Genomic DNA, 24,422 nt, shown 5'->3' with positions numbered 1-24,422 from the left:
TTTAGACACAACCCGTTTTACCTGCCGTCCGACTGCTCGCATCCTGTCCGCACATCACAAAAATACCGCAAGGTTGTCAGTTGACAACCGTAAAAATATAAGGAATGCTACGCGCCATGGTGGACAGAAAGCGGCACCCGAATAAAGAGATTGAGGCAGCATTACGTTACGCAGAATCTTACGGATGGCGGGTTATTGCCTCCGGTCATCATGCATGGGGAAAGCTGTATTGCCCCTCAAATCTTGAGACATGCCGGTGTGGGGAATTTTGTCTGACCTGTATCTGGCACACACCAAAAAGCGCGACGAACCATGCAAAAGCATTGCGGCGCGTCGTAGATAACTGTAGTGAGATAAAAAAACGCAAGCGAGGGCATTAACATGACGGAATACTGTTTCACCTTGCGGTTTGAACTGCCTGAAACGCCAGCATCCATTGATACACTACTGGAAAAACTGGCCGAGGCAGGATGCGATGATGCGCTGGTGGGCGCGGGAACCGCTGGCAAGCTGGCGCTGGAGTTTACCCGCCAGGCGATGTCGGCCAGCGATGCGATCGACAGTGCGATCCGGGATGTACAGGTTGCCATTCCTGGCGCGATCATGATCGAAGCGGCACCGGACTTTGTCGGCTTAACCGATGTGGCTGACCTTATTGGCGTGTCGCGTCAAAATATGCGCAAACTGATGCTGACGCACAGCAAACAGTTTCCGCTGCCGGTGCATGATGGCAAAACTGCTATCTGGCATTTAGCCGACGTGCTGGAGTGGCTGGGGCAGCGCAATCACTACCAGCTACCCGCGGTCACCTGCGAACTGGCGCAGGTAACCCGTCGGCTTAACGTGTTGGGTTCCGTACAGCGCTACGGTTACCAAAAAACTAAGCCCTAGTGCGGCAACAGGAAAAGCGTCGCCAGGCCCAGGAAAATAAAAAAGCCACCGGTATCGGTAATGGCCGTAATCAGAACGCTGGAGCCCACGGCGGGATCGCGTTTCATTTTGGTCATTACCAGCGGCACCATCACGCCCATGATGGCTGCCAGCAAAAGATTCAGCACCATCGCCAGCATCATCACGCCGCCCAGTGCCATATTGCTGTACATGAGCCAGGTGATGGCACCCATAATCCCGCCCCAGAACAGGCCGTTAATCAGGGCGACGCCAATTTCTCGCTTAAACAGAAACGAGAAGTTGCCCGGTTCAACCTGATGCAGCGCCAGGGCGCGGACAATCATGGTAATGGTCTGGTTACCGGTATTGCCGCCGATGCCGGCGATAATCGGCATTAAAGTCGCAAGCGCGACAATCTGTGAGATAGTGCCCTCAAACAGCCCAATCACGCGGGAAGCGATAAAGGCTGTGCAGAGGTTGATGGCCAGCCAGGCCCAGCGATTTCGCACCGACTTACGGACCGGAGCAAAGACATCCTCTTCCTGGCTGATCCCGCCCATTTTGCGGATGTTGCTTTCATTTTCTTTGTTTACCAGGTCGACCACATCTTCAATCGTGATACGGCCAATGAGCTTGCCCTGGGCGTCCGTCACCGCTGCGGAAATCAGGTTATAGCGTTCAAAGGCACTGGCGGCGTCTTCGGCTTTATCGTCCAGCTGAAAGGTGGTGGGATGGGAATCCATCACCTCGCTCACCAGGGTTTTGGGTTTATTCAGCAGGATATCCGTCAACAGCAGTTCGCCGAGCAGCTGATTCTGTTCATTGGTAATGAAGATTTTGTCCGTGCCATCGGGCATGCTTTTGCCTTTGCGCAAAAACCGTTGCACGGTCGCCAGCGTGACGTCCTCGCGTACTGTGAGGATATTGAAGTCCATCACCCGACCCACGCGATCGCGGTCAAACTTCATCACGCTCAGAATACGCGCCCGTAGTTTGGGCTCCAGAGAGGTCAGTAAGCGCCCGGTGAGGCCGCGCGGCAGATAGCGCACCAGCCAGGCCTGGTCGTCAATATCCAGCGGCGCGATAGCCTGGAGAATATCGCGGTCGCTCATCTCGTCGGTCAGGCTGTCCCAGACGGTTTCTGACGCTTCAACCAGCACATGGCCGCGTTTTTCCGGCGGCACCAGGCTCCAGAGCGCCAGGCGGGCTTCTTCAGGCAATGCTTCAAGGATGTCGGCCAGGTCAGCCGCATGGAGCTGGTCGATGTCTTGTTGCAGAATTTCCCGATGTATCACATTTTCACGTTGCTGCTCAGGCGAGAGATGACCGGCTTTATTCCGTAGTGTCTCGCTGAGACCCTGCTCATTGAGCAGCAGCGTCAGAATACGATGACGAATTTCATTTAAACGTTGAGTGTGTGAGGCAGACACATTGCATCCCTTTAGTCTGAAAGCACCTGCACGAAGTGTAGCCTTTTGACTGAAAAAGGGAGGCAAAAAATCGTCCCGCAGGCGGGAATGCGCGCGGATGTGTCAGCGAAAAGCCTGTAAGGGATTAACGACTGCTGGAAAGCGTCGGGATAGCAGGCGCGGATTCAGTTTGCTTTTGCTGATGATGCTCGAAGGCCGCAGGCAGGATAAAAACGAGACGGCTAAACAGAATGATAAAACTGATGAGTAAAACAACCCGCGTCATACTGACGCTTTTTTTACGTCTTCGGGGAGAAAGGGCGCTGTTCACGCAAAGAAATTCCTGTAATAACCCAGACCGGGCGACAGCAATATTTAGTCACAGTCGCCCGGGTAAATCAACCGCTGTTTAAAAAAAATACAACGGCTCAATAGCTGGCTTTCTGGGCCAGCAGGGTCGCAAAACGGCAGTTAATCCGGTTGCCGTTTTCATCTTTGCGATGAAGCTGTCCCCAGTTTTCGTTGTATTTCACAATGTGCCAGTTGCGGTAGTAATGGCTTAACTCACCGGATTTAAACGCGAAAGGGAAGTCAGACGGACAGGGCGCATCCTCGGTATTCATCGCGGCCACAATCAGGTTAAAGCCGTTTTTCACGGTACAGGCTTGCATATCCGCGATGAGCTGGGGAATGGTGGCCGGTTGCAAAAACATCATGACCACCGTCGAGATGACCACCTGCCAGGCCCCGTTAAAACGCACCTGATTTAAATCCTGCAGCGCCGTATGAATGCCGGTCAGCCCTTCAGCGGCGATGATCTGATTGAGCCGTTCCAGACTGGCGGGATTGTGATCCCAGGCCGTCACGTCAAAACCATGTTGGTTAAGGAACAGCGTATTACGTCCGCTTCCGCACCCCAGATCAAGCGCTTTTCCTGGTGTCAGTTTAGGCAGCGCCTCGGCCACCTCCGAGTGCACAGGGGTTAAGCCATAGGTTTCTGAAAAATAGTTATCGGTTCGCAATGTCATGATTATCCGTTCGGTAATGCGGGCAGCAAGTGCCCGCACAATCAGGCTTCTGCCAGAATCAGCTTCCAGCCGGTGACCTCATTCCAGTAGTTTTGCTCACGCTCCAGATCGAGCTGGACCAGGTTATTTTGACTGAAATAGCCCGCCGGGAAGGTAAGCGTCCAGTGGCCCTCATCACAGGTCAGCGTTAACGCGTCAGGACGTGTAGTCGCCTGGCGCTGGTTGTTCAGTAAGGTGCCAAGGCGCAGCAGGAATATCAGCGGCAGAAACTGTTTTTTCTTAAACAGCGTGACGCGAGGCAGTTCATCCACTTTGACGGCTTTACGGTGGAATCTGACCAGTGCTGCCAGCAGCATCTGCTGATCCTGGTTGAACCCCGGCAGGTTGGTGTTCTGCAAAATATAGGCTGAGTGGCGTTGCATACCGCTGTGGTTGATCGTCAAGCCGACTTCGTGCAGCATCGCCGCCCATTTCAATAGCGCCGCCAGCTGAGGATTCGCGAGTTTGGGATTCTGGTCGCGCCATTGCAGATAGAGCTGCTCGGTGGTTTCCAGCACTCGACGCGCCTGGTCGCTGTCGATGGCATAGTGATTCGCCAGGCTCTGAGCGGTGCGGCTGCGAATATCCCGATGGCGGAAACGGCCTTCCATCTCATAAAGTACGCCTTCACGCAGCGCGCCATCGCTCAGGGTCAGTTCACGAATCGCCAGCGCATCAAACACGCCGCAAAGAATCGCCAGCCCCGGAACAAATACGCTTTTGCGCTCTTCAGACAGGCCTGGCAGACTCAGCGCAGCGAACGATTTATGCTTGATCACTTCATCATAAAGCTTTGTCAGTCGCTCTGGCGTAATCAGCTTCTCTTTCTCGCCCATCGCCAGCAGCACTTCGCAGGCCGCTTTGATGGTGCCGGAAGCACCAAGGGCATATTGCCAGCCGTGCAGACGATATTGCCACGCCAGGGTTTCCAGCTTCTGCGTGGCGGCCAGCCGGGCGCGACGGAAGTTTTCAACGCTGATTTCGCCGCCAGGGAAGTAAAGCTGGGCAAAGCTGACGCAGCCCATACGGCGGCTTTCGACCAACTGGGGCTCAAAATCTTCACCGATGACGAGCTCTGTCGAGCCGCCACCGATATCAATCACCAGCTTGCGTCCTTTTTCCGGTTGCGTATGTTCGACGCCCATAAAGATCAGGCGCGCTTCTTCGTGACCGGAAATCACCTCTATTGGATAAGGAATGACCTCTGCCGCGCGCTGTAAAAACGTCTCAGCGTTAACCGCCTGACGCAGCGTATGTGTGCCGACAATCGTCACGTTGCTGGCATTAAAGCCCTGCAGGCGTTCGGCAAACAGTGCCAGGCAGTTCAGACCGCGCTCCATGGCGTCTTCGCTCAGGTAATTTTTGGCATCCAGGCCATCAGCAAGATGCACGCGCTGCTTCAGTCGCCCCAATACCTGCAAAGCCCCATCCACCACACGGGCAATGACCATGTGGAAACTGTTTGAACCGAGATCGATGGCCGCAAACTCTTGAGGTTTCGGCGTACTTTTTTGGGATATTGGCATAGGCGTTATTCAGGTTGTTCCAGCTTCTTAATGTATTCGTAAATCGCCATTTGCGACCGCACCTTACGACGATTGCCGCGCTGAACGTATTGGTTACTCAGCTCTTTATCCACGACGCGCGCTTTAACCGTGTCGCTGAGCTGAATGGCAATGATGTCCAGAATGCGCTGCTTTATTTGTGGATCCAGGATAGCCACGGCCACTTCGATACGGTAATCAATGTTACGCGTCATCCAGTCAGCCGAGGAGAGAAACACTTTCTTGTCCCCACCGTTTTCAAAGATATAAACGCGGTCATGTTCCAGGAAGCGATCAACGATACTGATCACACGAATATTTTCACTGATCCCAGGCAAGTCCGGAATCAATGAGCACATCCCACGAACCAGTAAATTAACATTTACGCCAACGCTGGAGGCCGTATAAAGCCTGTCTACCAGCCCTTTGTCCACCAGGTTGTTAATTTTAAGAGTTATGCCACTGGGGCGCTTTTGTTGGGCATTCGCAATCTCGTTATCGATCAAATCATACAGCATCCGACGTGAGTTTTGCGGAGAAACCATCAGGTGATCAAACGTCACCGGGCGGTACGGGTTTTCGATAAAGTTAAAGACCCGGCGCACTTCATTGGTGATCCGCGCATCGGCGGTCAGCAGCGAGTAGTCCGTGTACAGACGCGCGGTTTTCTCATTAAAGTTACCGGTGCCGATGTGGGCATAGCGCACGATTTCTTCGCCTTCACGACGGGAAATCAGGAACAGTTTGGCGTGAATTTTCAGGCCAGGCGCCGAGAAAATAACGTGAACACCGGCTTCTGTCAGGCGCTTAGCCCAGTAAATATTGGCTTCTTCATCGAAACGCGCCTGAAGTTCGACGACCACCGTCACTTTCTTACCGTTATAGGCGGCGTGAATCATCGCATCCATGATGCGGGAATGCTTGGCGACGCGGTAAATATTAATTTTAATCGCCAGCACGCTGGGGTCGAATGATGCCTGGCGTAGCAGTTCCAGCACATGCTCGAACGTGTGATACGGATAATAAAGCAGGACGTCGCGATTACGAATGGCGTCAAAACCGTTGCGGAAGCCGTCAAAACCAATGTGGCGAATCTGCGGCATCGGACGGTTAATCAGGTTGTTTTTCCCGACGTTAGGAAACCCGATAAAGTCTTTGAAGTTGTGATAGCGTCCGCCTGCCAGCACGGAGTCGTAGTTGGAAATCGACAGCTTGTCGCACAGCAGCGCCACCATAGAATCCGGCATATCGCGCTGATAGACAAAACGCACAGGTTCTGCCGTCAGACGCTGTTTCAGGCTGGAGGACATTAGTTCCAGCAGGCTGGACTCCATTTCGGTGACCAGATCGTACTCCGCATCGCGCGTCATTTTCATTGAATAGGCGTTCAGCGTGTCGTAATCGTAGAAACCTTTGAAAATATCATCCAGGCAGTAGCGCAGGATATTATCTAACAGGATCATCGGCTTGCGGCGGCGCGGCGGCTCCGCAGGCAGGTTAATAAAACGCGGGACCTTGTCTGACGGGATTTCCAGCAACGCGTACTGAATATCGCTGCCGCGAATGATCTCGACCGCCAGATAGGTGTAATCGTCTTTCAGAAACTCCGTCAGGTCGGTTTCATGGGTAATCAGGATCGGCGTGATGTGCTGACGCAGTTCATGCTTAAAGTAGTGACGCAGCCAGCTTTGCTGATTAGGTGAAAGCTGACGTTCGTTAATCAGAAAGATTTGATTGCGCGCCATTTCCAGCAACAGGTCGTTGTAGAGCGCATCAAATTCCTGATCCGATTTCAGTACGCGCTGCTGAATCTTCTTCAACAGGTGGCGCGGTGTGCTGGCGGAGCCTTGCTCTTCGCCAATCAGGATGCGTCGTTTCAGGTCGGCAAACCGGACCTTGTAAAATTCGTCGAGGTTATTTGAGTAAATACCTAAGAAACGCATACGTTCAATCAGCGGATTACTTTTGTCTGCCGCTTCCTGCAAAACACGTTCGTTAAAGCACAACCAGCTCATTTCTTTTTCAATATAAAGCTTTACCTGACCCATTCTCACTCCGTATGACGGTTGCAGGACTGACGACGCTACAGTATCCATCAGCATTATGGCGAGAGTATGGCAGGCTTGTCCAACAGCAAAAGTTGTCTTATCAAGCCGCTACGGGCAACATAGCGACTCATTTTCGCCGCATAATCAGGGCCGCATGAGCGTAAACCATATTCCCGTCCAGTTTAGCGATCGCCGACGTCGTGCTATTGACCGTTACACGCGGCGCCTCGTCACGTGCTGCGGGGTCGCTATTCTGTTACTGATGATGCTGCTGTTCTTTTGGTTGCTCTGGGTGGTCCTGCCGTTATTTAGCGCACCGGGTGTGCACAGTCTCAGTCATCAGCGGCTCTGGGATGCATCGCCCGCACTGGCCATTGGTAATAAAGGCAGCGTTGGCTGGCGTATCAGTCGTGATGGCAAGGCACGATTTATACCGCTGAATGGCCAACCGCCTGAGCCCGCGCTGATGCTGACGCCCGCGCCGCAACAGGTGGTAACGAGCGCCGATGGCAATACGGTGCTGCTCAACGCACAGGGCAGTTTAACCCTGTTGCAGCCGGTGATAAGCAAAGGCGAAGGCGAGTGGCATTTTCCGTTGGGCGATAGCGGCTTTCGTCTGCCCCAGGGCGACGTAAAAGAAATGGCTGTCGCCACACTTCGTCCCGATCAATGGCGGATTGCAGCGCTCACTGACGCGGGCGTCAGTCTGTTAACGCTGGAAACTAACCGCCAGGCTGCGCTCATCCAACTGCCGGGTCTGCAGCCTGCGCATCTGGTGCTTTCGCCTAAAGGCGACCTGCTGTACACCACCGAAGGCCGCCTGCTGCGGGTCTGGCAAATCGATGACGGACGGGCCTGGCTGCGGGAAACGCAGATGCTGCCGGAAGTGCCCCAACATATGCAGTTACTGGCCGGAGGCCAAACGCTGTTAATTCAGGACAGTCACGGTATTACGCAATGGTTTTCCATTGCTGGCGATAACGGCCTGCGCCTGCACGCCATCCGCACGTTCGCACACAGCGCCGGACAGGGTCTGATCGTCAGTGAGGCGCAGCGCCGGGTTTTCGCTACCTTTGATCAAACCGGTCTGCTTAAGGTCTTTGCCAGCAAACAGGATGGGCCCATTCTGCAACACCAGTTAGCACCCGGCATCCTGCAGGCGCAGTTTTCGCCGCAGGGTGACAGCCTGTTGCTGGAGCGATCGTCAGGTTGGGAAACCCTTAAACTGACCAATCCCTGGCCGGATGTGACCTGGCGTAACTTCTGGCAAAAAATCTGGTATGAAAACTATCCCAAAGCCGACTGGGTCTGGCAGTCCACCAATGCCGGAGACAGCTATCAGGCGAAGTTCAGTTTAATTCCGATGGTGGTGGGCACGCTGAAAGCGGCCAGTATGGCGCTGCTTTTTGCCACGCCGCTTGCCCTGGCGGCCGCGATGTACACCGCCTGGTTTATGGCACCCGGTTTACGTCGTTGGGTGAAGCCTGCGATAGAGATGATGGGGGCGTTGCCCAGTGTGGTGATTGGGTTGATTGCCGGATTATGGTTAGCGCCCCATGTCGGTCAGGCATTAACAGGAATTCTGTTGCTGCCGGTCACGCTGGCGGGCAGTCTGCTTGGCTGCGGTATTCTGGCCCGCCGCTTACCGGCCCGCTGGCGGCAGCCGGGCCATGAGGTTATCCTGCTGCTGCCCGTGCTGCTTATTGTCGCGGCGTTAACGCTCTGGCTACCGACGCTTATCGTGCCGGATGCCGGTGACTGGCTGCCGCATTACGCGCAGCGTAATCTGCTGATAGCGGCGCTGGCGATGGGGTTTGCGCTGGTGCCGATGATTTTTACGCTGGCGGAAGATGCGCTGTTCAGCGTTCCGGCGTCGCTGGGGCAGGGCTCACTGGCGCTGGGCGCCACGCCGTGGCAAACCCTGACGCGGGTCGTGCTGCCGGGAGCGTCAGCCGGCATTTTTGCCGCGCTGATGATTGGTTTCGGACGGGCCGTAGGCGAAACCATGATTCTCTTAATGGCCACCGGGAACACGCCGCAAACTGAAGGCGGCCTGTTCAGTGGCCTGCGCACGCTGTCAGCCAATATCGCGATTGAAATGCCTGAGGCGGCCGTTGGCAGCGCACATTACCGGATTCTGTTTTTAAGTGCGCTGTTGCTGCTGGTCTTCACGTTGATGATCAATACGGTTGCCGAGCTTATCCGCCAGCGTCTGCGCCTGCGTTTTAGCCAGTATAAGGAGCAGGCATGAAGGCGATACGACAAAACGATCGCTGGCGTTGGCTTACGGCGGGTGCCGTGACGGTCTGTTTACTGGCCTTTACCCTGTTGATCGCGCTGCTGGGATGGCAAGGGCTGCGCGCGTTCTGGCCCCATCCCGTCGATCTCTATCAGTTCACACTGCCTGATGGCAGCAAAACCCGTGTACTGGGCGAAACGCTTGAGCGGCAATCGCATTATCCGGCGCCTGACGCCGCGTCAGACGGCAAACCGGGCGACGTACATCGCTATCTGATTAAGACCGGCAACCGGGACTGGGCCGCGCCTGACTTTCGGGCGGTGCTGAGTCAGCAGGCACCGATTGTCAGCCAGCCGGACGACGTGATGGTGCTGCAGCGGCGCAGTCAGGGGAATGCCTATGGCTGGTTTGTCGGCCTGCGGGAAGAGAATGATGTTCTTACGGCAAAAGACATTATGGCGCTTCTGCAACAGCGCCTTGAACAGGTAAAGCTTATCGAGCAGCAGGCCAGCGAGATGCGTCGGGTCGATATTGCCCGGTTGAATGAACAACTGGACCAGTTGGACGATCAGGCTGAGCATCAGCGCGCGGCAAAGCAGTTCGATTTGCAGGCGCAGTCAGAATACGAGGCCAACCAGGCGGCGCTGCAACGCCGCCTTCTTCAGCTCAATGACAGGCTGAACAGCCTGCAAGCGGAAAGCCAGCGTGATGCGCTGATTCTGCGCGATGTGAACGGCACTGATCATCGCATCCCTCTGTCGCAGATTGTGGAAGCCTGGCAACCCAACGCGATGAGCCTGACGCAAAAAATGGGGCATTTCTGCCAGCAGGTGTGGCGCTTTATTAGCGATTCGCCTGCCGAAGGAGAAAGCGAGTTTGGCGTGTTTCCGGCGATATTTGGCACGGTGCTCATGGTGCTGCTGATGTCTGTAGTTGTGATGCCGCTGGGCGTTATCGCGGCGCTGTGGCTACATGAATATGCGGAACGCAACGCGTTGACCCGTCTGGTACGCATCGCCGTGGTCAACCTGGCGGGCGTACCCTCGATTGTTTATGGCGTATTTGGGCTGGGCTTTTTTGTCTGGCTGGTGGGCGGCACGGTGGACCAGCTGTTTTACAGCAGCACCTTGCCCGCCCCGACATTTGGTACGCCCGGTTTGCTGTGGGCGTCGCTGACACTGGCCCTGCTGACCTTGCCGGTGGTGATTGTCGCGACGGAAGAAGGGCTTTCCCGCATTCCCGACAGTCTTCGGCAGGGCTCGCTGGCGCTGGGGGCGACCCAGGCCGAAACGCTCTGGAACGTGGTATTGCCTATGGCCGTTCCGGCCATGTTAACCGGCCTGATTCTGGCCGTGGCACGTGCCGCAGGCGAGACCGCGCCTCTGATGCTGGTGGGCGTGGTTAAAATGGTGCCGGAACTGCCGGTAGATGCGGTGTTCCCTTACCTGCACCTCGACAGAAAATTTATGCATCTGGGCTTTCAGATCTACGATCTCGCCTTTCAGAGCCCTAATACCGAAGCCGACCGGCCGCTGGTTTTCGCCACGGCGCTGCTTCTGGTGCTAATTATTCTGTTGCTGAACCTGTTAGCTATGGGCCTGCGTCACCGCCTGCGTGAACGCTATCGCCTGATGACTCAATAACTGACGATGACTATGATGCCCGAAACTGATATTGCGCTAACCGTTGATCATCTGTCGCTCTGGTACGGTGAGCGCCAGGTGCTTCAGGATGTCTCGCTGCAACTGCCCAAAAATCGCATCACCGCATTGATTGGCCCGTCCGGCTGTGGCAAATCAACGCTGCTGCGCTGCTTTAATCGTATGAACGACGTGATTGATCGCTGCCGCATCGAAGGGGACATTCTGCTGGATCAGCAGTCGATTATGCGACCTGCTCAGGATGTCTCTGCGCTGCGTCGCCGGGTCGGGATGGTGTTTCAGCGGCCCAATCCGTTCCCCAAATCGGTTTACGAAAATGTGGTGTACGGACTGCGGCTGCAAGGGGTGCGCGATAAGCGCGTACTGAATGAAGCCTGCGAACGGGCACTCCGGGCGGCGGCGCTGTGGGGCGAGGTGAAAGATCAGCTGGCACAGAATGCGCTGACGCTTTCCACGGGGCAGCAACAAAGGCTGGTTATCGCCCGCGCTATCGCGATTGAGCCGGACGTCCTGTTACTTGATGAGCCAACATCCGCGCTGGACCCGATTTCTACCCTGGTGATCGAAGAACTGATGAGCACGCTCAGGCAGCATTTCACGCTGGTGCTGGTCACCCACAACATGCAGCAGGCTTCACGCGTGTCGGATTACACAGCCTTTATGCATCAGGGATCGCTGGTGGAGTTTGACACCACAGACAGGATTTTCACCACACCACAGGTGCGCCGGACAGAAGATTACATCACCGGGCGTTACGGTTGAAAGGGCAGGGAGCCTGGCTCCCTGAGCATTAATCGTGGGCGTAGCCCTGAGCGGGTAAGGGATGACCATCCAGCCAGGCTTTTCCCTCACGCATGGTCAGTCGGCCTTCGGTAAACCAGTTAATTACCAGTGGGTAGATGGCATGTTCCTGATGCTGCACGCGTTCGGTAATCTCGGCCTCGCTGTCTTCAGCAAACACCGGCACCCTGGCCTGCAAAATGACCGGGCCACCATCCAGTTCATCGGTCACGAAGTGCACGGACGTACCGTGCTCCTTATCGCCGTTTTCCAGCGCCTGGCGGTGCGTATGCAGACCGGGATATTTCGGCAGCAGCGACGGATGAATGTTCAGCAGACGGTCAGAGTAATGCGCCACGAAGCCCGGACTCAGAATGCGCATATAACCCGCCAGCACCACCAGATCCGGTGCATACGCATCGATCTCACGCATCAGTTGCCGATCAAAACTGTCGCGATCGTTAAAGTCACGTGCATCCAGCGCTTTTGCCGGGATCCCGGCCTCCTGCGCGCGAACTAAACCATAGGCGGAGGTTTTGTTACTGAACACGGCAGCGACGCTGCCGTGAATACGCCCGTTTGCACAGGCGTCGAGGATGGACTGAAGGTTACTTCCGTTACCCGAAATCAGTACAACCAGCTTTTTCATGAATGAATAACCACACGCTCTTCCGAGTCTGAGGCGTTAATCACACCAATTTTCCAGGCGTTTTCCCCGGCAGCACGCATCAGGTCAACGGCCTTATCCGCGTCAGCCGGGCTCAGCGCGATGATCATGCCCACGCCGCAGTTGAAGGTGCGATACATCTCATGACGACTGACATTGCCCGCCTGCTGCATCCAGCCGAACACGGCAGGCCACTGCCAGCTTTTCTCGTCAATCACCGCCTGAGTATTGTCGGGCAGGACACGCGGAATGTTTTCCCAGAAACCGCCACCGGTGAGGTGAGCAATCGCGTGCACATCCACCTGCTCAATCAGGCTGAGGATGTTTTTGACGTATATGCGCGTCGGCGCCAGTAAGTGATCGGCCAGCGGTTTGCCTTCCAGTTGCTCAACCAACGGATCGGTGCCGCTGACTTCCAGAATCTTACGCACCAGGGAATAGCCATTTGAGTGCGGGCCGCTTGAGCCCAGGGCGATCAGCACATCACCGTCCTGAACCTTGCTACCGTCAATGATTTCTGACTTTTCAACCACACCGACGCAAAAGCCCGCGACATCGTAATCTTCGCCATGATACATGCCCGGCATTTCAGCGGTTTCGCCGCCCACCAGCGCACAGCCTGACTGCAGACAACCTTCGGCGATACCGGTGATGACCGCCGATGCGGTTTCCACATCCAGCTTGCCGGTCGCGTAGTAATCCAGGAAGAAGAGAGGCTCCGCGCCCTGTACCACCAGGTCGTTAACACACATAGCAACCAGATCGATACCAATGGCATCGTGACGTTTGAGATCCATCGCCAGACGCAGCTTGGTGCCCACGCCATCGGTGCCGGAGACCAGCACAGGCTCACGGTATTTTTGCGGCAGCGCACAAAGCGCACCGAAGCCGCCTAGTCCACCCATGACTTCCGGGCGACGCGTCTTTTTCACTACGCCTTTAATACGGTCAACCAGAGCGTTACCAGCATCAATATCAACACCGGCGTCTTTGTAGCTGAGAGAGGTCTTATCGGTCACTGCGAGGTCCCCACGCGAGTTGCGGTTGGTGGTTTAATATAAAGCGCGGCAATTCTATCAGCGCAGGCAAACGTTTGCGAGTCTCAGATTGCGTCCCCGACAATTTTCATCAATCCTTATTTTATGCGGTGGATTGCGCAAGCACATGTGGCGCGATGTTAAAAAGGCGGTATAATCCCGCGATTTTTTTTTAGCTCAACTCACTCCGGGAGAACAACAATGAAGATCGTGGAAGTTAAACACCCGCTGGTCAAACATAAACTGGGACTGATGCGTGAGCATGATATCAGTACGAAGCGTTTCCGTGAGCTGGCCTCTGAAGTGGGCAGTCTGCTGACCTATGAAGCCACGGCCGATCTGGAAACCGAAAAGGTCACCATTGAGGGCTGGAATGGCCCGGTTCAGGTTGATCAAATTAAAGGCAAAAAAATCACCGTTGTGCCCATCCTGCGTGCCGGCCTGGGCATGATGGAAGGCGTACTGGAGCACGTGCCCAGCGCGCGCATCAGCGTGGTAGGCGTGTACCGTGACGAAGAAACGCTGGAGCCTGTACCTTATTTCCAGAAGCTGGTGTCCAACATTGAAGAGCGCCTGGCGCTGGTGGTCGATCCGATGCTGGCGACGGGCGGCTCCATGATCGCCACTATCGATCTCCTGAAAAAAGCCGGCTGCAGCAGCATTAAAGTGCTGGTGCTGGTCGCTGCGCCAGAAGGCATTGCCGCACTGGAGAAAGCGCACCCGGACGTGGAGCTGTACACCGCCTCCGTGGACCAGGGCCTGAACGACAAGGGCTACATCATTCCGGGCCTGGGTGACGCGGGCGATAAGATTTTCGGCACCAAATAATGACCTGTTCAGGCGGCTTCATGCAGCACCTTGCTGTCAGCCTGCAGGCGCAGGCCGAGCCGCTTTTTTTCGCAACAGCCAATAACCTTCATCAGCCGACCAGAGAGTCGGCTTTTTTTTGACCAAAAACAGACTATCAACTCAAGGGGACTTTTAATGACTCGTCGCGCTATCGGCGTTAGCGAACGGCCGCCATTACTGCAAACGATTCCGCTCAGCCTGCAACATCTGTTCGCCATGTTCGGCGCAACGGTGCTGGTACCCATCCTCTTTCATATCAACCCGGCTACGGTACTGCTGTTTAACGGTGTCGGGACGCTGCTGTATCTGTTTATCTGTAAAGGCAAGATCCCCGCTTATCTGGGATCCAGTTTTGCCTTTATTTCACCTGTTTTACTCCTGCTGCCGCTGGGTTACGAAGTGGCGCTGGGGGGATTTATTCTCTGCGGCGTGCTGTTCTGTCTGGTCGCGTTGATCGTCAAAAAAGCCGGTACCGGCTGGCTGGATGTGATGTTTCCGCCTGCAGCAATGGGCGCTATTGTGGCGGTCATTGGTCTGGAGCTGGCGGGCGTCGCAGCAAACATGGCAGGCCTGCTCCCTGCTGAAGGTCATGCGCCTGACGGGACAACCGTGCTGATTTCGCTGGTCACCCTGGCCGTCACCGTTTTTGGCTCGGTGTTATTTCGTGGCTTTATGGCCATTATCCCGATTTTGATCGGCGTGCTGGTGGGCTACGCGCTTTCCGCTTTTATGGGCATTGTGGACTGGCGCGGCGTGGAAAATGCGCCGTGGTTTGCATTACCGACGTTTTATACGCCGCGTTTTGAATGGGTGGCGATGTTAACGATCCTGCCCGCCGCGCTGGTGGTGATCGCCGAACACGTGGGCCACCTTGTGGTCACGGCCAATATTGTTAAGCGTGATCTGGTCCGTGATCCCGGCCTGCATCGTTCCATGTTCGCCAACGGTTTATCGACCGTCATCTCAGGTTTCTTTGGATCCACGCCAAACACCACCTATGGTGAAAACATCGGCGTAATGGCCATTACCCGCGTGTACAGCACCTGGGTGATTGGCGGCGCGGCCATTTTCGCGATTTTGCTCTCCTGCGTGGGCAAACTGGCAGCGGCTATACAAGCGATCCCGGTGCCGGTCATGGGCGGCGTGTCCTTGCTGCTGTACGGCGTCATCGGTGCCTCCGGTATTCGTGTCCTGATCGAATCCAAAGTGGACTACAACAAAGCGCAAAACCTGATTCTGACCTCCGTGATCCTGATCATTGGCGTCAGCGGCGCGAAAGTGCACATCGGTGCCGCCGAGCTGAAAGGGATGGCGCTGGCGACGCTGGTTGGCGTTGCGCTGGCGTTGATTTTCCGCGTCATTTCCCTGCTGCACCCGGAAGAAGTGGTGCTTGATGCAGAAGAGACACGCGACACATCGTCATGATGAAGGCCTGAAGACGCGGGCAGGGACGCCCGATTCATCTCTTCGCAAAAACTATGATAGACTGCCCCCGATTTTTGCCTGTTCGCTTGCTGAGGTGCTTCTGAACACGCCGGCACAATTGTCATTGCCACTCTATCTACCTGACAACGAAACCTTTGCCAGCTTCTGGCCGGGGGAAAACCCCTCGCTGATCGCTGCGATCAAGGGGGCGCTAAGCCAACAACATGGCAGCTATCTCTACTTCTGGTCGCGCGAAGGAGGAGGGCGCAGCCATCTGCTGCACGCTGCCTGCGCTGAAATGTCCGCGCGTGGTGAAGCCGTGGGCTATGTACCGCTGGATAAGCGCACCTGGTTTGTTCCAGAGGTGCTGGACGGCATGGAACAACTGCCGCTGGTTTGCATCGACAATATCGAATGCATCGCGGGAGAAGAAGCCTGGGAAATGGCGATTTTTAATCTCTATAACCGCATCCTGGAAACCGGCAATACCCGGCTCTTTATTACCGGCGATCGTCCCCCGCGTCAGCTGAACCTGCATTTACCCGATCTGGCATCACGGCTCGACTGGGGGCAAATCTACCGTCTGCAGCCGCTCTCCGATGAAGATAAGTTACAGGCTTTACAGCTTCGCGCCGGACTGCGTGGGTTCGAACTGCCTGAAGACGTCGGCCGGTTTTTACTGAAGCGGCTGGATCGGGAGATGCGCACGCTGTTTGATACGCTGGATCGTCTGGATAGCGCCTCTATCAGTGCGCAACGCAAACTCACGATCCCGTTTGTTAAAGAAACGCTTGGACTTTAAAGAATCGCCAGTACCGCCTCGAGCGGACGGCCTAAGCGGGCCCGATCGCCATTGATCACAATGGGCCGCTCAATCAGAATGGGATTTTCCACCATCGCGTCCAGCAAAGCGCTTTCGCTTAACGCTGCCTGATCCAGCGCCAGGGCGGTATAGGTCGGTTCGTTGCGGCGCATCAACTGACGCGCGCTCTCCATGCCCAGTTTCTGCAGCAGAATCTGCAACGTCGCTTTGTCGGGCGGCGTCTCCAGATAGCGCACAATCACCGGCTGGATGCCACGCTGCTCCAGCAGTGCCAGAGTTTCCCGACTCTTACTGCAACGGGGATTATGATAAAGCGTCACCATACTGCTTATCCTTTCTGATATTGCTTAAAGCGTTGCTGCAACTGGCGCAACTGATCGATGCGCGCATCATAACGCGCCTGTTTCAGGCTCCCCAGCGGCACCTGGGCACTGGCCTGGCTCAGGGCACTGATGGCCTGAGCGATCTGACCATTTAAGGCCAGACTTTCGGCACGGGCAAACAGCTCTTCGTCGGTATGGCCCTGCTGTGCTGAAGCCTGAGCCAGCAAATCCCATCCGTTGGTGTCATCTTTGTGTGTCCATGTATAGCGGTTCAGAATGCGGCTGGCATTGGCGGGTTGCTTCGCTTCAACATAAGCGTTCGCCAGGTTGAGCTGAACGACCGGGCTGGTTTTAGCCGCCTGCGTCGCGGTCAACAGTGCAATGGCCTGCTGTGGCTGATTCAGGCCGATATCAATATCCGTCATCAGGTCAAGCAGCCAGACGTTCTCAGGCTGCTTAGCCAAAAGTGGCGTCACAATCCTTTTGGCTTCGCCATAGTTTTTGGCCTGCAAAAACTGCACCGCCTTACCGTACCGGGAAGCCAGCTGCTCGCGTGCATTACCGTTGGCATACTGGTTCAGTAACTCATCGGTCAGTTGATTACGGCCGGTCGGATACATGCCCAACGTGCGCACCTTTGCCAGATAAAAGTCCTGAGAAGACTGGACTACCACCGCGCGCATCTGGTTTGCCCGGTTGCGCGCATCGGCGAGACGGCTGTCTGGTAAGGGGTGAGTCAGCAGAATTTCAGGCGGTTTGGAAGAAAACCGGCTCTGATCGGCCAGTTTTTGCAGAAAGTCCGGCATGGCCTGCGGGTTAAAGCCCGCGCGCTGCAAAACCTGAATACCAATGCGGTCGGCTTCCTGTTCGTTATTCTGCGTAAAACTGATGATGCCCTGCTGGGTACCCGCCAGTGTACCGGTTAAGGCGGCCATGCCCGCCTGTGGGCTGGCCATCGCCAGCAGGATCGATCCCAAAGCCCCTACCCAGGTCAGCGGGGCATTGCGCTTTTGATCTTCCATCGCCCGCGCCAGGTGGCGCTGCGTCACGTGGGAGATCTCGTGCGCCATCACCGAGGCCAGCTGGCTTTCAGTATCGGTGAAGCGGAATAGCGCGGCGTGCAACACCACATTGCCACCAAAAAACGCAAAGGCGTTAAGTTCATCATTTTGAATCAGGAAAAAGTGGAAAGGCGTTTTAACCGCGTCCGCGTGAGAAACCAGCCGTTGACCGAGCTGATTGATGTACTGATTTAGCAGAGGATCGTTAATCAGCGGGGCGCTGGCACGTAGTTGCCGCACATAGAAATCCCCCATCTGCAACTCCTGATTAATCGACAGCGTAGAGCCTGCGGTCGTGCCCATATCCGGCAGGGAGTCGCTGATATCCGCCTGCGAGGTCAGCGGACAGGATAACGTGAGTGCAGGGAGTAGCGCAGCAATCAGCGTTTTTTTTAACCGGTTCAACATGCCTGAATCCTGTAATGAATCCCTGAATGGGACAGGTAAGCCGCTAATATGTTCTGTTTTACCCACGAATAGCGAGGCGTCCTGTGTATCTTAACCACAGGGCATGAAGAATGAAATGACGTTGTCGCGCGCACTGCGCGGCAGGATTGTGATAATGCTTCAAACCTGACGAAAAAATTTGACGGTGTAATGATCTGCAAAGCGCCTGAATAACAGCCTGTCCGGATGAAAATGTCCGACAACGTTGGCATAAACGCAAGGGCCGAATACAAAGATACACGCGGACTGACATGCGGGCCGGGTAGCCACACGGCGGACGCGCTGAAAAGCAACAAAAAAACTGAACATACTGGCCATTTTCCCAGGTATTCTCTGAAAAAAAGGCCCTGTACCGTAACGATTATCAGAAAGGTAAATTAAAAATATTGATGGTGAAAATGCCTTTATTGCCGACAGGCTATTTATGGCTGGCAAGGAAGCGCCAGGAAATCGCGTTATCCAATCACGAATCGTGACACGCTTTATGAACCACCTTAAATAAGAAAGAAAAAACACGGTCGATAAAAAATACTTTTTATCACGCTCCGTTTTTATTTTATGGCCGTCCCGACAAAATGCTATTAAGAATTTCAGCTGCTCTCCGCGCTGTACCACTGTGATATAGATAAGCCGCCGTCATCTTCAGGAGCCGCCGACGTTGCGGTAGCACGGTATACATCAGATTTAAACAGCAGGAGAGTGAGTGATGCGACCAGCAGCCTTTATTATGGTAGCGGCGGTAGCGGGATTTATTGGCGGGAATGTTATGCAGTTGCCAGTATTAGTCGACAAGGTCAGCGGTAAAGTTGCCAGTAAAACAGAACCCAGTGATTACTGGAGCACTCCGGCCATTCAGGGCTATGGAAAAATACATTATGTGGATACACCCGCGTATAAACCCGGCACGGTAGCGGATCTCAGTAATAAAATTGTTTTTCAAATTAATCGCAGTGAAGGCGATATTCGTCGGCCTAATCTGGGGCTGGAGCGCGTGGCACGCGTCACGAATCTCTATTACGCCGCAGGTGTACCGTTAGGTAAACTGAATTTCGTCGTGTCAATTAACAGTGATGCCGTTCCCGCCGCACTGAATAATGAACAGTTTCATAAAGCATACGGGGTGGATAATCCTAACCTCCAGTTAATTAGCGCACTGGAAAAGGCGGGCGTGAAAGTGTCCATTTGCGATCAGTCAGTGGCGTTTCACCATTTCGAGCGTGACTGGATTGATACGCGCGTCACCCACACGATCTCCAGCGGCACCACCGTTGCCACGCTGCAAAACCAGGGTTATGCCTTTTTGATGCTGTAAGTCTCGCGATGGCGGTGCGCGCCGCTGTCACCTTAACGTCATCTTTCCGCGATGTGCATGTCATAAAACGCCTTTAGTGTAAGCGCCAATGAGATCGATCTCATTGGCGACTGACGAGGGTGAAATGAGTGACTTAATTCGTGTGGCAGAACGGGCTGGGGTTTCGCGCGCCACCGCCGCACGTGCCTTTTCCGATCCCCATCTGCTTAAACCCGGCACGCTGAAAAAGGTGCTGGATGCCTCGGAAGCACTGGGTTTTCGCCCCAACCATATTGCGCGCCAGCTCCGTACGCAGAGTTCGACCACTCTGGGCGTACTGCTGCCATCACTCAGTAACCCGGTGTTTGCGTTACAGCTTCAGGCGATGGAGCACCAGGCCCGGCTGGCGGGTTATGGCCTGCTGGTCGCGACAACGGATTATCAGCCAGAACGTGAGGCGGCGATCGTTGAACACATGCTGCGTCAGCGCGTAGCAGGGATGGTCCTGACCGTGTCAGATGCTGACAGCAGCGCCGTATTACCCACCCTGGCTGAAGCCCGCATGCCTTTCGTTCTGGCGCATAACATGCCGCAGAACACCGCCTGGCGCAGCGTCTGTGTGGATAACCGCCGGGCAATGGCAGAAGCCACTGCGCACCTGATCGCGCTGGGCCATCGGCATATTGTCATGGCGGCAGGGCCGATGTTGCAGTCTGACCGTGCACGTCAGCGCTACCTCGGCTATTGCGATGCGATGCAGCAGGCAGGCTTTACGCCCAGCGCGCTGGTTGATATGCCCAGCCACATTCACGCCCTGTTCGATCCCTTTTTACCGTTGATGACGGGCAGCGATCCGCTGACCGCCGTAATTTGCAGTAACGACCTCCTGGCCATCAGCCTGATGGGGGCGGCCGCGCGTGCAGGCATTAACGTACCGCTACAGCTGTCTGTTATGGGCTTCGATGGTATTGCCATCGGTGAACAGCTTTCGCCTTCACTGGCCAGCGTGGTGCAGCCCAGCGAGCAGTTGGGTGCCTGCGCCATCGATATGCTTCTCGATTCGTCTGCTGAGGCTTCGCGCTTACTGGACCACCACCTGCGTTCAGGCGAGAGCATCGCAGCAATTTTTCATTCTTCAACATCAGGAAAACATCATGTCTACACACAATAAAATTGCGCTGTTTGCCAGCGCGGCGTTGCTTACCGCCTGTGCATTATCCAGCCCGCTGGCGCAGGCCGAGGAGAATGCGATTTGCTACAACTGCCCACCGGAATGGGCAGACTGGGCGACACAGCTCCAGGCGATCAAAAAAGACACCGGTATTGTCGTGCCGCAGGATAATAAAAATTCCGGCCAGGCCCTGGCGCAGCTCGTCGCCGAAAAAAATAACCCCGTCGCCGATGTGGTGTATTACGGTGTCAGTTTTGGGATTCAGGCGGCACAGGCGGGCGTGGTGACCGACTACAAACCCGCCAACTGGGATCAGGTTCCGGCAGGGATGAAAGACCCGCAGGGTAAGTGGGTCGCGCTGCACTCTGGCACCATGGGGTTTATGGTTAACGTCGATGCTCTGGGCGGCGCGCCGGTGCCGACGTCCTGGGACGACCTGCTGAAGCCAGAATACAAAGGCATGGTGGGTTATCTGGATCCCGCCAGTGCGTTTGTCGGCTATGTCGCCGCCGTGGCGGTGAACCAGGCGAAAGGGGGCACGATGCAGGATTTTACCCCCGCGCTGACGTGGTTCAAAAAGCTGCAGGCCAACAAGCCGATTGTGCCTAAACAAACCGCCTATGCCCGCCTTATCTCTGGCGAAATCCCGATTTTGCTGGATTACGACTTCAATGCCTATCGCGCGAAGTATAAAGATCACGCCAACGTCGTCTTTGTCATTCCTCAGGAAGGCACGGTGACGGTGCCTTACGTCATCAGTCTGGTAAAAAACGCCCCGCATGCTGCCAATGGCAAGAAAGTGATGGACTACGTGCTGTCGGATAAAGGGCAGGCGATTTGGGCTAACGCCTATCTGCGCCCGGTGCGGCCTTCTGCGATGTCCGCAGAGGCTAAAAAGCGCTTCCTGCCCGACAGCGATTACGCGCGCGCCCATACTGTTGACTACCAGCAGATGGCTGATGCACAGAAAGCCTTCTCTGCCCGTTATTTGAGTGAGATTCGGTAATGGCCTTGTCGAATGCCCGCAGCGGTTTACCGGTGGCCTCGCGCCACCGGTCTCGCCGACGTGAGCAGGGGGCCAACTGGCCATGGATGCTGCTGCCGGCCTTACTGTTTTTTGCCGCCTTCTGGCTGTTGCCTTTTGCCCGTTTATTACAGATGGGCATGACGCCGGATCGCAGCACCCGGCACAGTGGTTACTGGACAGTGATTACCCAGCCCCAGTATCTGCAAAGCCTGTTTAACACCGTCCTGTTGTCGCTGGCGGTCACACTGGTCACGCTCGCGATTGCCAGCGTGGTGGGCTGTTTTCTGGCTCGCCAGCGCTTCGCCGGGCGCGGCACCTTACTGGCGTTGCTCACGTTCCCCCTGGCGTTCCCGGGTGTGGTGGTCGGGTTTTTAGTGGTGATGCTGGCGGGACGGCAGGGCGTGCTGGCGCAGATCAGTATGCAACTAGTTCATGAACGCTGGACGCTGGCCTACTCGCTCACGGGGCTGTTTATTGGCTATCTCTACTTTTCACTGCCCCGCGCCATTGTCACGCTGGTCGCCGCCAGTGAAAAACTGGATCGTTCGCTGGAGGAGGCCGCCCGCTCATTGGGCGCCAGCCAGTGGCGCATTATTTGTGACGTGATTGTGCCGGGCCTGAAACCGGCACTGCTCTCCAGCGGTGCACTGTGTTTTGCCACCAGTATGGGCGCATTCGGCACCGCCTTTACGCTGGGCACCGACCTGAGCGTACTGCCGCTCACGATTTACGGCGAGTTTACTAACTATGCCAACTTCGCCACGGCGGCGGCGCTGTCGGTGGTCATGGGCGCGGTGGCCTGGCTGGGATTGATGCTGGCACGTGTACTGACCCAATCCCGGGAGGAGAAGACCTCATGAAACGGCGTGGACTGTTCTGGCTGCAAATCGCGATCACGACGCTGACCGCCCTGTTCATGATTGTGCCGGTGGTGTTATCCATGCTGGCGGGCGTCACGCAAAACGACTTTGTCGGCCTGCGTAGTGGGCTGACGTTGAAGTGGGTTGAACAGGTGTGGGACATGTACAGCGACACGTTTTGGCTGTCGCTGATGATCGCGGTGAGCTGTTTGCTTGTCACGATGGTTGTCGGCGTGCCCGCCGCCTGGGGATTACTCAAGTCGCCGTCGCGCTGGTCGTCACGTATTGAAGAGTGCCTGATGCTGCCCGTGGCGCTACCGGGCCTGGCGACGGCGCTGGGGATTATCCTGCTGTACGGCCAGTTTTCCGGCCTGCGCGACAGTTGGGTCTTTATCCTGATTGGCCATGTGCTGTTTACGCTGCCGTTTATGATTCGCCCGGTTCTGGCCGTGATGCAGGCTATCCAGTTGCCCCGACTGGAAGAGGCAGCCGCCAGCCTAGGGGCAGGCTTCTGGCAGCGTTTTTTCACCGTGGTGGTTCCCAACTGCCGTAACGGCATTCTTGCCGGGGCTTTTATGGTGACAACGCTGTCGGTCGGCGAATTCAATATTACCTGGATGTTACATACACCGCTGACCAAAACGCTGCCTGTGGGCCTGGCCGACAGCTATGCCTCCATGCGGCTGGAAGTCGGCTCGGCGTACACCTTGATCTTCATTTTAATGATTTTACCCCTGCTGCTGATGCTTAACGCCTGTAATCACTGGCTTGAACGTCAGTCACGTCAGCCACTCAGCGAGGAAAAGGCATGAATAACGATGCTGTTAACGTTACGTTGCGCGGCTGCGCGCGCCGTTTTGCGCATCACCAGGCGCTGCATCCTCTGGATCTCAGCGTGCACGCTGGCGAAACCCTGGTGCTGCTGGGGCCATCGGGCTGTGGCAAAACCACGACGTTGCGCATTATCAGTGGCCTGGAGCGTACCGATGCGCCGGGTGAAGTCTGGTTTGACGATCGCAACGTGACCGATTTGCCGATTGAAAAACGTAACGTCGGGATGGTGTTCCAAAACTATGCGCTGTTTCCCAATCTCAACGTGGCGCAAAACGTGGCCTACGGCCTGAAAGTGCAGGGCATCCCGCGTGCCGAACGCGAGGCACGAGTCCAGGAGATGCTGGAACTGGTCGATCTGACTGCACTGGCCCAGCGCCATATCGATAAACTCTCTGGTGGTCAGAAGCAGCGCGTTGCGCTGGCAAGAGCCCTGGCGGCCCGGCCTAAAGTGTTGCTCTTTGATGAGCCGCTGGCGGCGCTGGACGCCAAACTGCGCGAACGCCTGCGCGCAGACATCGGCGATCTGCTGAAAAAGCTGGCGATTACCGCCGTCTATGTGACGCACGATCAGCAGGAAGCCATGGCACTGGGCGACCGTATTGCGGTCATGGAGCAGGGCCGCCTGGTCCAGATTGCGACGCCGCAGGCCATTTATCAGCGTCCGGCTTCGCGCTTTGTGGCGGACTTCGTGGGCGCGATTAACTGCATTGAAACCGATGAGCAGGGGCAGCCGGTGAGATTCTGTCGTCCAGAGGATGTCCTGCTGGCAGAAGCGGGGCGCTATGCCCGACACGGCTGTATCGTCGCCAGCACCTTTCTCGGTGCCTCTCAACGCCTGCAGATCGATATTGGCCTGGATAAGCCCATCCAGGTTGAGCGTCACGCGCGCGAAAACTGGCATGCCGGGCAGCGTATCAGCTGGTCACTGGCCGGGCAGGCCGCGCTGGAATTTACCGCTTAAGGAGTGA

The 24,422-nt window shown here is 55.8% G+C and carries 23 protein-coding genes; 14 read left to right on the top strand and 9 right to left on the bottom strand.

The window, feature by feature from the left end:
* The first annotated feature begins 116 nt into the window (after nt 1-116).
* Nucleotides 117-380 (top strand): hypothetical protein, encoded by a 264-nt coding sequence (locus RAC65_RS10055; RefSeq protein WP_133745432.1) that lies wholly within the window; start codon nt 117-119, stop codon nt 378-380.
* A gap of 1 nt (nt 381) precedes the next feature.
* Nucleotides 382-891 (top strand): helix-turn-helix transcriptional regulator, encoded by a 510-nt coding sequence (locus RAC65_RS10050; protein WP_375096652.1) that lies wholly within the window; start codon nt 382-384, stop codon nt 889-891.
* Here the strand turns inward: RAC65_RS10050 and mgtE are convergent.
* The 5 genes from mgtE to ppk1 all read right to left on the bottom strand — a co-directional run bounded on the left by mgtE (nt 888) and on the right by ppk1 (nt 6,959).
* Nucleotides 888-2,321, bottom strand: coding sequence for a magnesium transporter (mgtE, locus tag RAC65_RS10045; protein WP_375096651.1), 1,434 nt, complete (start codon nt 2,319-2,321; stop codon nt 888-890). The genes RAC65_RS10050 and mgtE overlap by 4 nt on opposite strands.
* A gap of 124 nt (nt 2,322-2,445) precedes the next feature.
* Nucleotides 2,446-2,631: a YfgG family protein gene (locus RAC65_RS10040; RefSeq protein WP_006120471.1), complete on the bottom strand. Its 186-nt coding sequence runs from the start codon at nt 2,629-2,631 to the stop codon at nt 2,446-2,448.
* A gap of 97 nt (nt 2,632-2,728) precedes the next feature.
* On the bottom strand, nt 2,729-3,367 hold the full coding sequence (gene tehB, locus RAC65_RS10035) for a tellurite resistance methyltransferase TehB (protein WP_071988775.1): 639 nt from the start codon (nt 3,365-3,367) through the stop codon (nt 2,729-2,731).
* 2 nt (nt 3,368-3,369) lie between these two features.
* Nucleotides 3,370-4,893 (bottom strand): exopolyphosphatase, encoded by a 1,524-nt coding sequence (ppx, locus tag RAC65_RS10030; protein ID WP_033740864.1) that lies wholly within the window; start codon nt 4,891-4,893, stop codon nt 3,370-3,372.
* 5 nt (nt 4,894-4,898) lie between these two features.
* Nucleotides 4,899-6,959, bottom strand: a complete 2,061-nt coding sequence (gene ppk1 / locus RAC65_RS10025) for a polyphosphate kinase 1 (RefSeq protein ID WP_006120467.1) — start codon at nt 6,957-6,959, stop codon at nt 4,899-4,901.
* A gap of 154 nt (nt 6,960-7,113) precedes the next feature.
* Here ppk1 and RAC65_RS10020 point away from each other — a divergent pair, with 154 nt between their 5' ends.
* Genes RAC65_RS10020 through pstB form a run of 3 tightly spaced genes read left to right on the top strand, consistent with a single transcriptional unit; the run spans nt 7,114 to nt 11,621 of the window.
* Entirely contained in the window at nt 7,114-9,210 is a 2,097-nt protein-coding gene (locus tag RAC65_RS10020; RefSeq protein ID WP_375096650.1) for an ABC transporter permease subunit, read from the top strand.
* The gene (gene pstA, locus RAC65_RS10015; RefSeq protein ID WP_375096649.1) at nt 9,207-10,841 is read left to right on the top strand and encodes a phosphate ABC transporter permease PstA; all 1,635 of its coding nucleotides are present in this window, start codon (nt 9,207-9,209) and stop codon (nt 10,839-10,841) included. Before RAC65_RS10020 ends, pstA begins: the two co-directional genes overlap by 4 nt.
* Before the next feature lie 12 nt (nt 10,842-10,853).
* Entirely contained in the window at nt 10,854-11,621 is a 768-nt protein-coding gene (pstB, locus tag RAC65_RS10010; RefSeq protein ID WP_033740860.1) for a phosphate ABC transporter ATP-binding protein PstB, read from the top strand.
* Nucleotides 11,622-11,649: 28 nt separating this feature from the next.
* On the opposite strand, the gene purN is transcribed toward pstB, so the two are convergent.
* Nucleotides 11,650-12,288 carry a phosphoribosylglycinamide formyltransferase gene (gene purN, locus RAC65_RS10005; RefSeq protein ID WP_205950635.1) on the bottom strand — a complete coding sequence of 213 codons (639 nt, stop codon included), beginning with the start codon at nt 12,286-12,288 and terminating at the stop codon, nt 11,650-11,652.
* Entirely contained in the window at nt 12,285-13,325 is a 1,041-nt protein-coding gene (gene purM / locus RAC65_RS10000) for a phosphoribosylformylglycinamidine cyclo-ligase (protein WP_110268127.1), read from the bottom strand. Before purM ends, purN begins: the two co-directional genes overlap by 4 nt.
* 219 nt (nt 13,326-13,544) lie before the next feature.
* Between purM and upp the strand changes: the two genes are divergently transcribed.
* The 3 genes from upp to hda all read left to right on the top strand — a co-directional run bounded on the left by upp (nt 13,545) and on the right by hda (nt 16,419).
* The gene (gene upp, locus RAC65_RS09995) at nt 13,545-14,171 is read left to right on the top strand and encodes a uracil phosphoribosyltransferase (RefSeq protein WP_013026702.1); all 627 of its coding nucleotides are present in this window, start codon (nt 13,545-13,547) and stop codon (nt 14,169-14,171) included.
* Between the two features lie 156 nt (nt 14,172-14,327).
* Nucleotides 14,328-15,617, top strand: a complete 1,290-nt coding sequence (gene uraA, locus RAC65_RS09990) for a uracil permease (protein ID WP_375096648.1) — start codon at nt 14,328-14,330, stop codon at nt 15,615-15,617.
* A 94-nt stretch (nt 15,618-15,711) separates the two neighbouring features.
* Nucleotides 15,712-16,419 carry a DnaA inactivator Hda gene (gene hda / locus RAC65_RS09985; protein ID WP_033740991.1) on the top strand — a complete coding sequence of 236 codons (708 nt, stop codon included), beginning with the start codon at nt 15,712-15,714 and terminating at the stop codon, nt 16,417-16,419.
* Here the strand turns inward: hda and arsC are convergent.
* The gene (gene arsC / locus RAC65_RS09980) at nt 16,416-16,763 is read right to left on the bottom strand and encodes an arsenate reductase (glutaredoxin) (protein WP_375096647.1); all 348 of its coding nucleotides are present in this window, start codon (nt 16,761-16,763) and stop codon (nt 16,416-16,418) included. The genes hda and arsC overlap by 4 nt on opposite strands.
* A 5-nt stretch (nt 16,764-16,768) precedes the next feature.
* Nucleotides 16,769-18,232: a M48 family metallopeptidase gene (locus RAC65_RS09975; protein ID WP_033740854.1), complete on the bottom strand. Its 1,464-nt coding sequence runs from the start codon at nt 18,230-18,232 to the stop codon at nt 16,769-16,771.
* 745 nt (nt 18,233-18,977) lie between these two features.
* Here RAC65_RS09975 and RAC65_RS09970 point away from each other — a divergent pair.
* The 6 genes from RAC65_RS09970 (at nt 18,978) to RAC65_RS09945 (ending at nt 24,415) form a co-directional block, all read left to right on the top strand.
* Nucleotides 18,978-19,583 (top strand): DsrE family protein, encoded by a 606-nt coding sequence (locus RAC65_RS09970; protein ID WP_375096673.1) that lies wholly within the window; start codon nt 18,978-18,980, stop codon nt 19,581-19,583.
* Nucleotides 19,584-19,707: 124 nt separating this feature from the next.
* The gene (locus tag RAC65_RS09965) at nt 19,708-20,733 is read left to right on the top strand and encodes a substrate-binding domain-containing protein (RefSeq protein ID WP_039339930.1); all 1,026 of its coding nucleotides are present in this window, start codon (nt 19,708-19,710) and stop codon (nt 20,731-20,733) included.
* Complete coding sequence (locus RAC65_RS09960) at nt 20,717-21,739, top strand: ABC transporter substrate-binding protein (protein WP_039339928.1); 1,023 nt, start codon at nt 20,717-20,719, stop codon at nt 21,737-21,739. The genes RAC65_RS09965 and RAC65_RS09960 overlap by 17 nt, the downstream gene beginning before the upstream one ends.
* Nucleotides 21,739-22,620, top strand: coding sequence for an ABC transporter permease (locus RAC65_RS09955; RefSeq protein ID WP_033740851.1), 882 nt, complete (start codon nt 21,739-21,741; stop codon nt 22,618-22,620). The genes RAC65_RS09960 and RAC65_RS09955 overlap by 1 nt, the downstream gene beginning before the upstream one ends.
* Nucleotides 22,617-23,432: an ABC transporter permease gene (locus RAC65_RS09950; RefSeq protein ID WP_039339924.1), complete on the top strand. Its 816-nt coding sequence runs from the start codon at nt 22,617-22,619 to the stop codon at nt 23,430-23,432. Before RAC65_RS09955 ends, RAC65_RS09950 begins: the two co-directional genes overlap by 4 nt.
* The gene (locus tag RAC65_RS09945; protein ID WP_033740849.1) at nt 23,429-24,415 is read left to right on the top strand and encodes an ABC transporter ATP-binding protein; all 987 of its coding nucleotides are present in this window, start codon (nt 23,429-23,431) and stop codon (nt 24,413-24,415) included. The genes RAC65_RS09950 and RAC65_RS09945 overlap by 4 nt, the downstream gene beginning before the upstream one ends.
* Nucleotides 24,416-24,422 lie beyond the last annotated feature (7 nt).

Source organism: Pantoea sp. BS_8 (assembly GCF_041954965.1).
Classification (GTDB): domain Bacteria; phylum Pseudomonadota; class Gammaproteobacteria; order Enterobacterales; family Enterobacteriaceae; genus Pantoea; species Pantoea stewartii.
Note: the sequence above shows the minus strand (reverse complement) of the source record. Positions and strands in the feature narration are given on the sequence as shown.

Bases quoted from the DNA above. Each gene is read 5' to 3' on its own strand.
- RAC65_RS10055 (WP_133745432.1), top strand. From the start codon at position 117: ATGGTGGACAGAAAGCGGCACCCGAATAAAGAGATTGAGGCAGCATTA.
- RAC65_RS10050 (WP_375096652.1), top strand. From the start codon at position 382: ATGACGGAATACTGTTTCACCTTGCGGTTTGAACTGCCTGAAACGCCA.
- ppx (WP_033740864.1), bottom strand. From the start codon at position 4,893: ATGCCAATATCCCAAAAAAGTACGCCGAAACCTCAAGAGTTTGCGGCC.
- ppk1 (WP_006120467.1), bottom strand. From the start codon at position 6,959: ATGGGTCAGGTAAAGCTTTATATTGAAAAAGAAATGAGCTGGTTGTGC.
- RAC65_RS10020 (WP_375096650.1), top strand. From the start codon at position 7,114: ATGAGCGTAAACCATATTCCCGTCCAGTTTAGCGATCGCCGACGTCGT.
- pstA (WP_375096649.1), top strand. From the start codon at position 9,207: ATGAAGGCGATACGACAAAACGATCGCTGGCGTTGGCTTACGGCGGGT.
- pstB (WP_033740860.1), top strand. From the start codon at position 10,854: ATGATGCCCGAAACTGATATTGCGCTAACCGTTGATCATCTGTCGCTC.
- purN (WP_205950635.1), bottom strand. From the start codon at position 12,288: ATGAAAAAGCTGGTTGTACTGATTTCGGGTAACGGAAGTAACCTTCAG.
- upp (WP_013026702.1), top strand. From the start codon at position 13,545: ATGAAGATCGTGGAAGTTAAACACCCGCTGGTCAAACATAAACTGGGA.
- uraA (WP_375096648.1), top strand. From the start codon at position 14,328: ATGACTCGTCGCGCTATCGGCGTTAGCGAACGGCCGCCATTACTGCAA.
- arsC (WP_375096647.1), bottom strand. From the start codon at position 16,763: ATGGTGACGCTTTATCATAATCCCCGTTGCAGTAAGAGTCGGGAAACT.
- RAC65_RS09975 (WP_033740854.1), bottom strand. From the start codon at position 18,232: ATGTTGAACCGGTTAAAAAAAACGCTGATTGCTGCGCTACTCCCTGCA.
- RAC65_RS09970 (WP_375096673.1), top strand. From the start codon at position 18,978: ATGCGACCAGCAGCCTTTATTATGGTAGCGGCGGTAGCGGGATTTATT.
- RAC65_RS09965 (WP_039339930.1), top strand. From the start codon at position 19,708: ATGAGTGACTTAATTCGTGTGGCAGAACGGGCTGGGGTTTCGCGCGCC.
- RAC65_RS09960 (WP_039339928.1), top strand. From the start codon at position 20,717: ATGTCTACACACAATAAAATTGCGCTGTTTGCCAGCGCGGCGTTGCTT.
- RAC65_RS09955 (WP_033740851.1), top strand. From the start codon at position 21,739: ATGGCCTTGTCGAATGCCCGCAGCGGTTTACCGGTGGCCTCGCGCCAC.
- RAC65_RS09950 (WP_039339924.1), top strand. From the start codon at position 22,617: ATGAAACGGCGTGGACTGTTCTGGCTGCAAATCGCGATCACGACGCTG.
- RAC65_RS09945 (WP_033740849.1), top strand. From the start codon at position 23,429: ATGAATAACGATGCTGTTAACGTTACGTTGCGCGGCTGCGCGCGCCGT.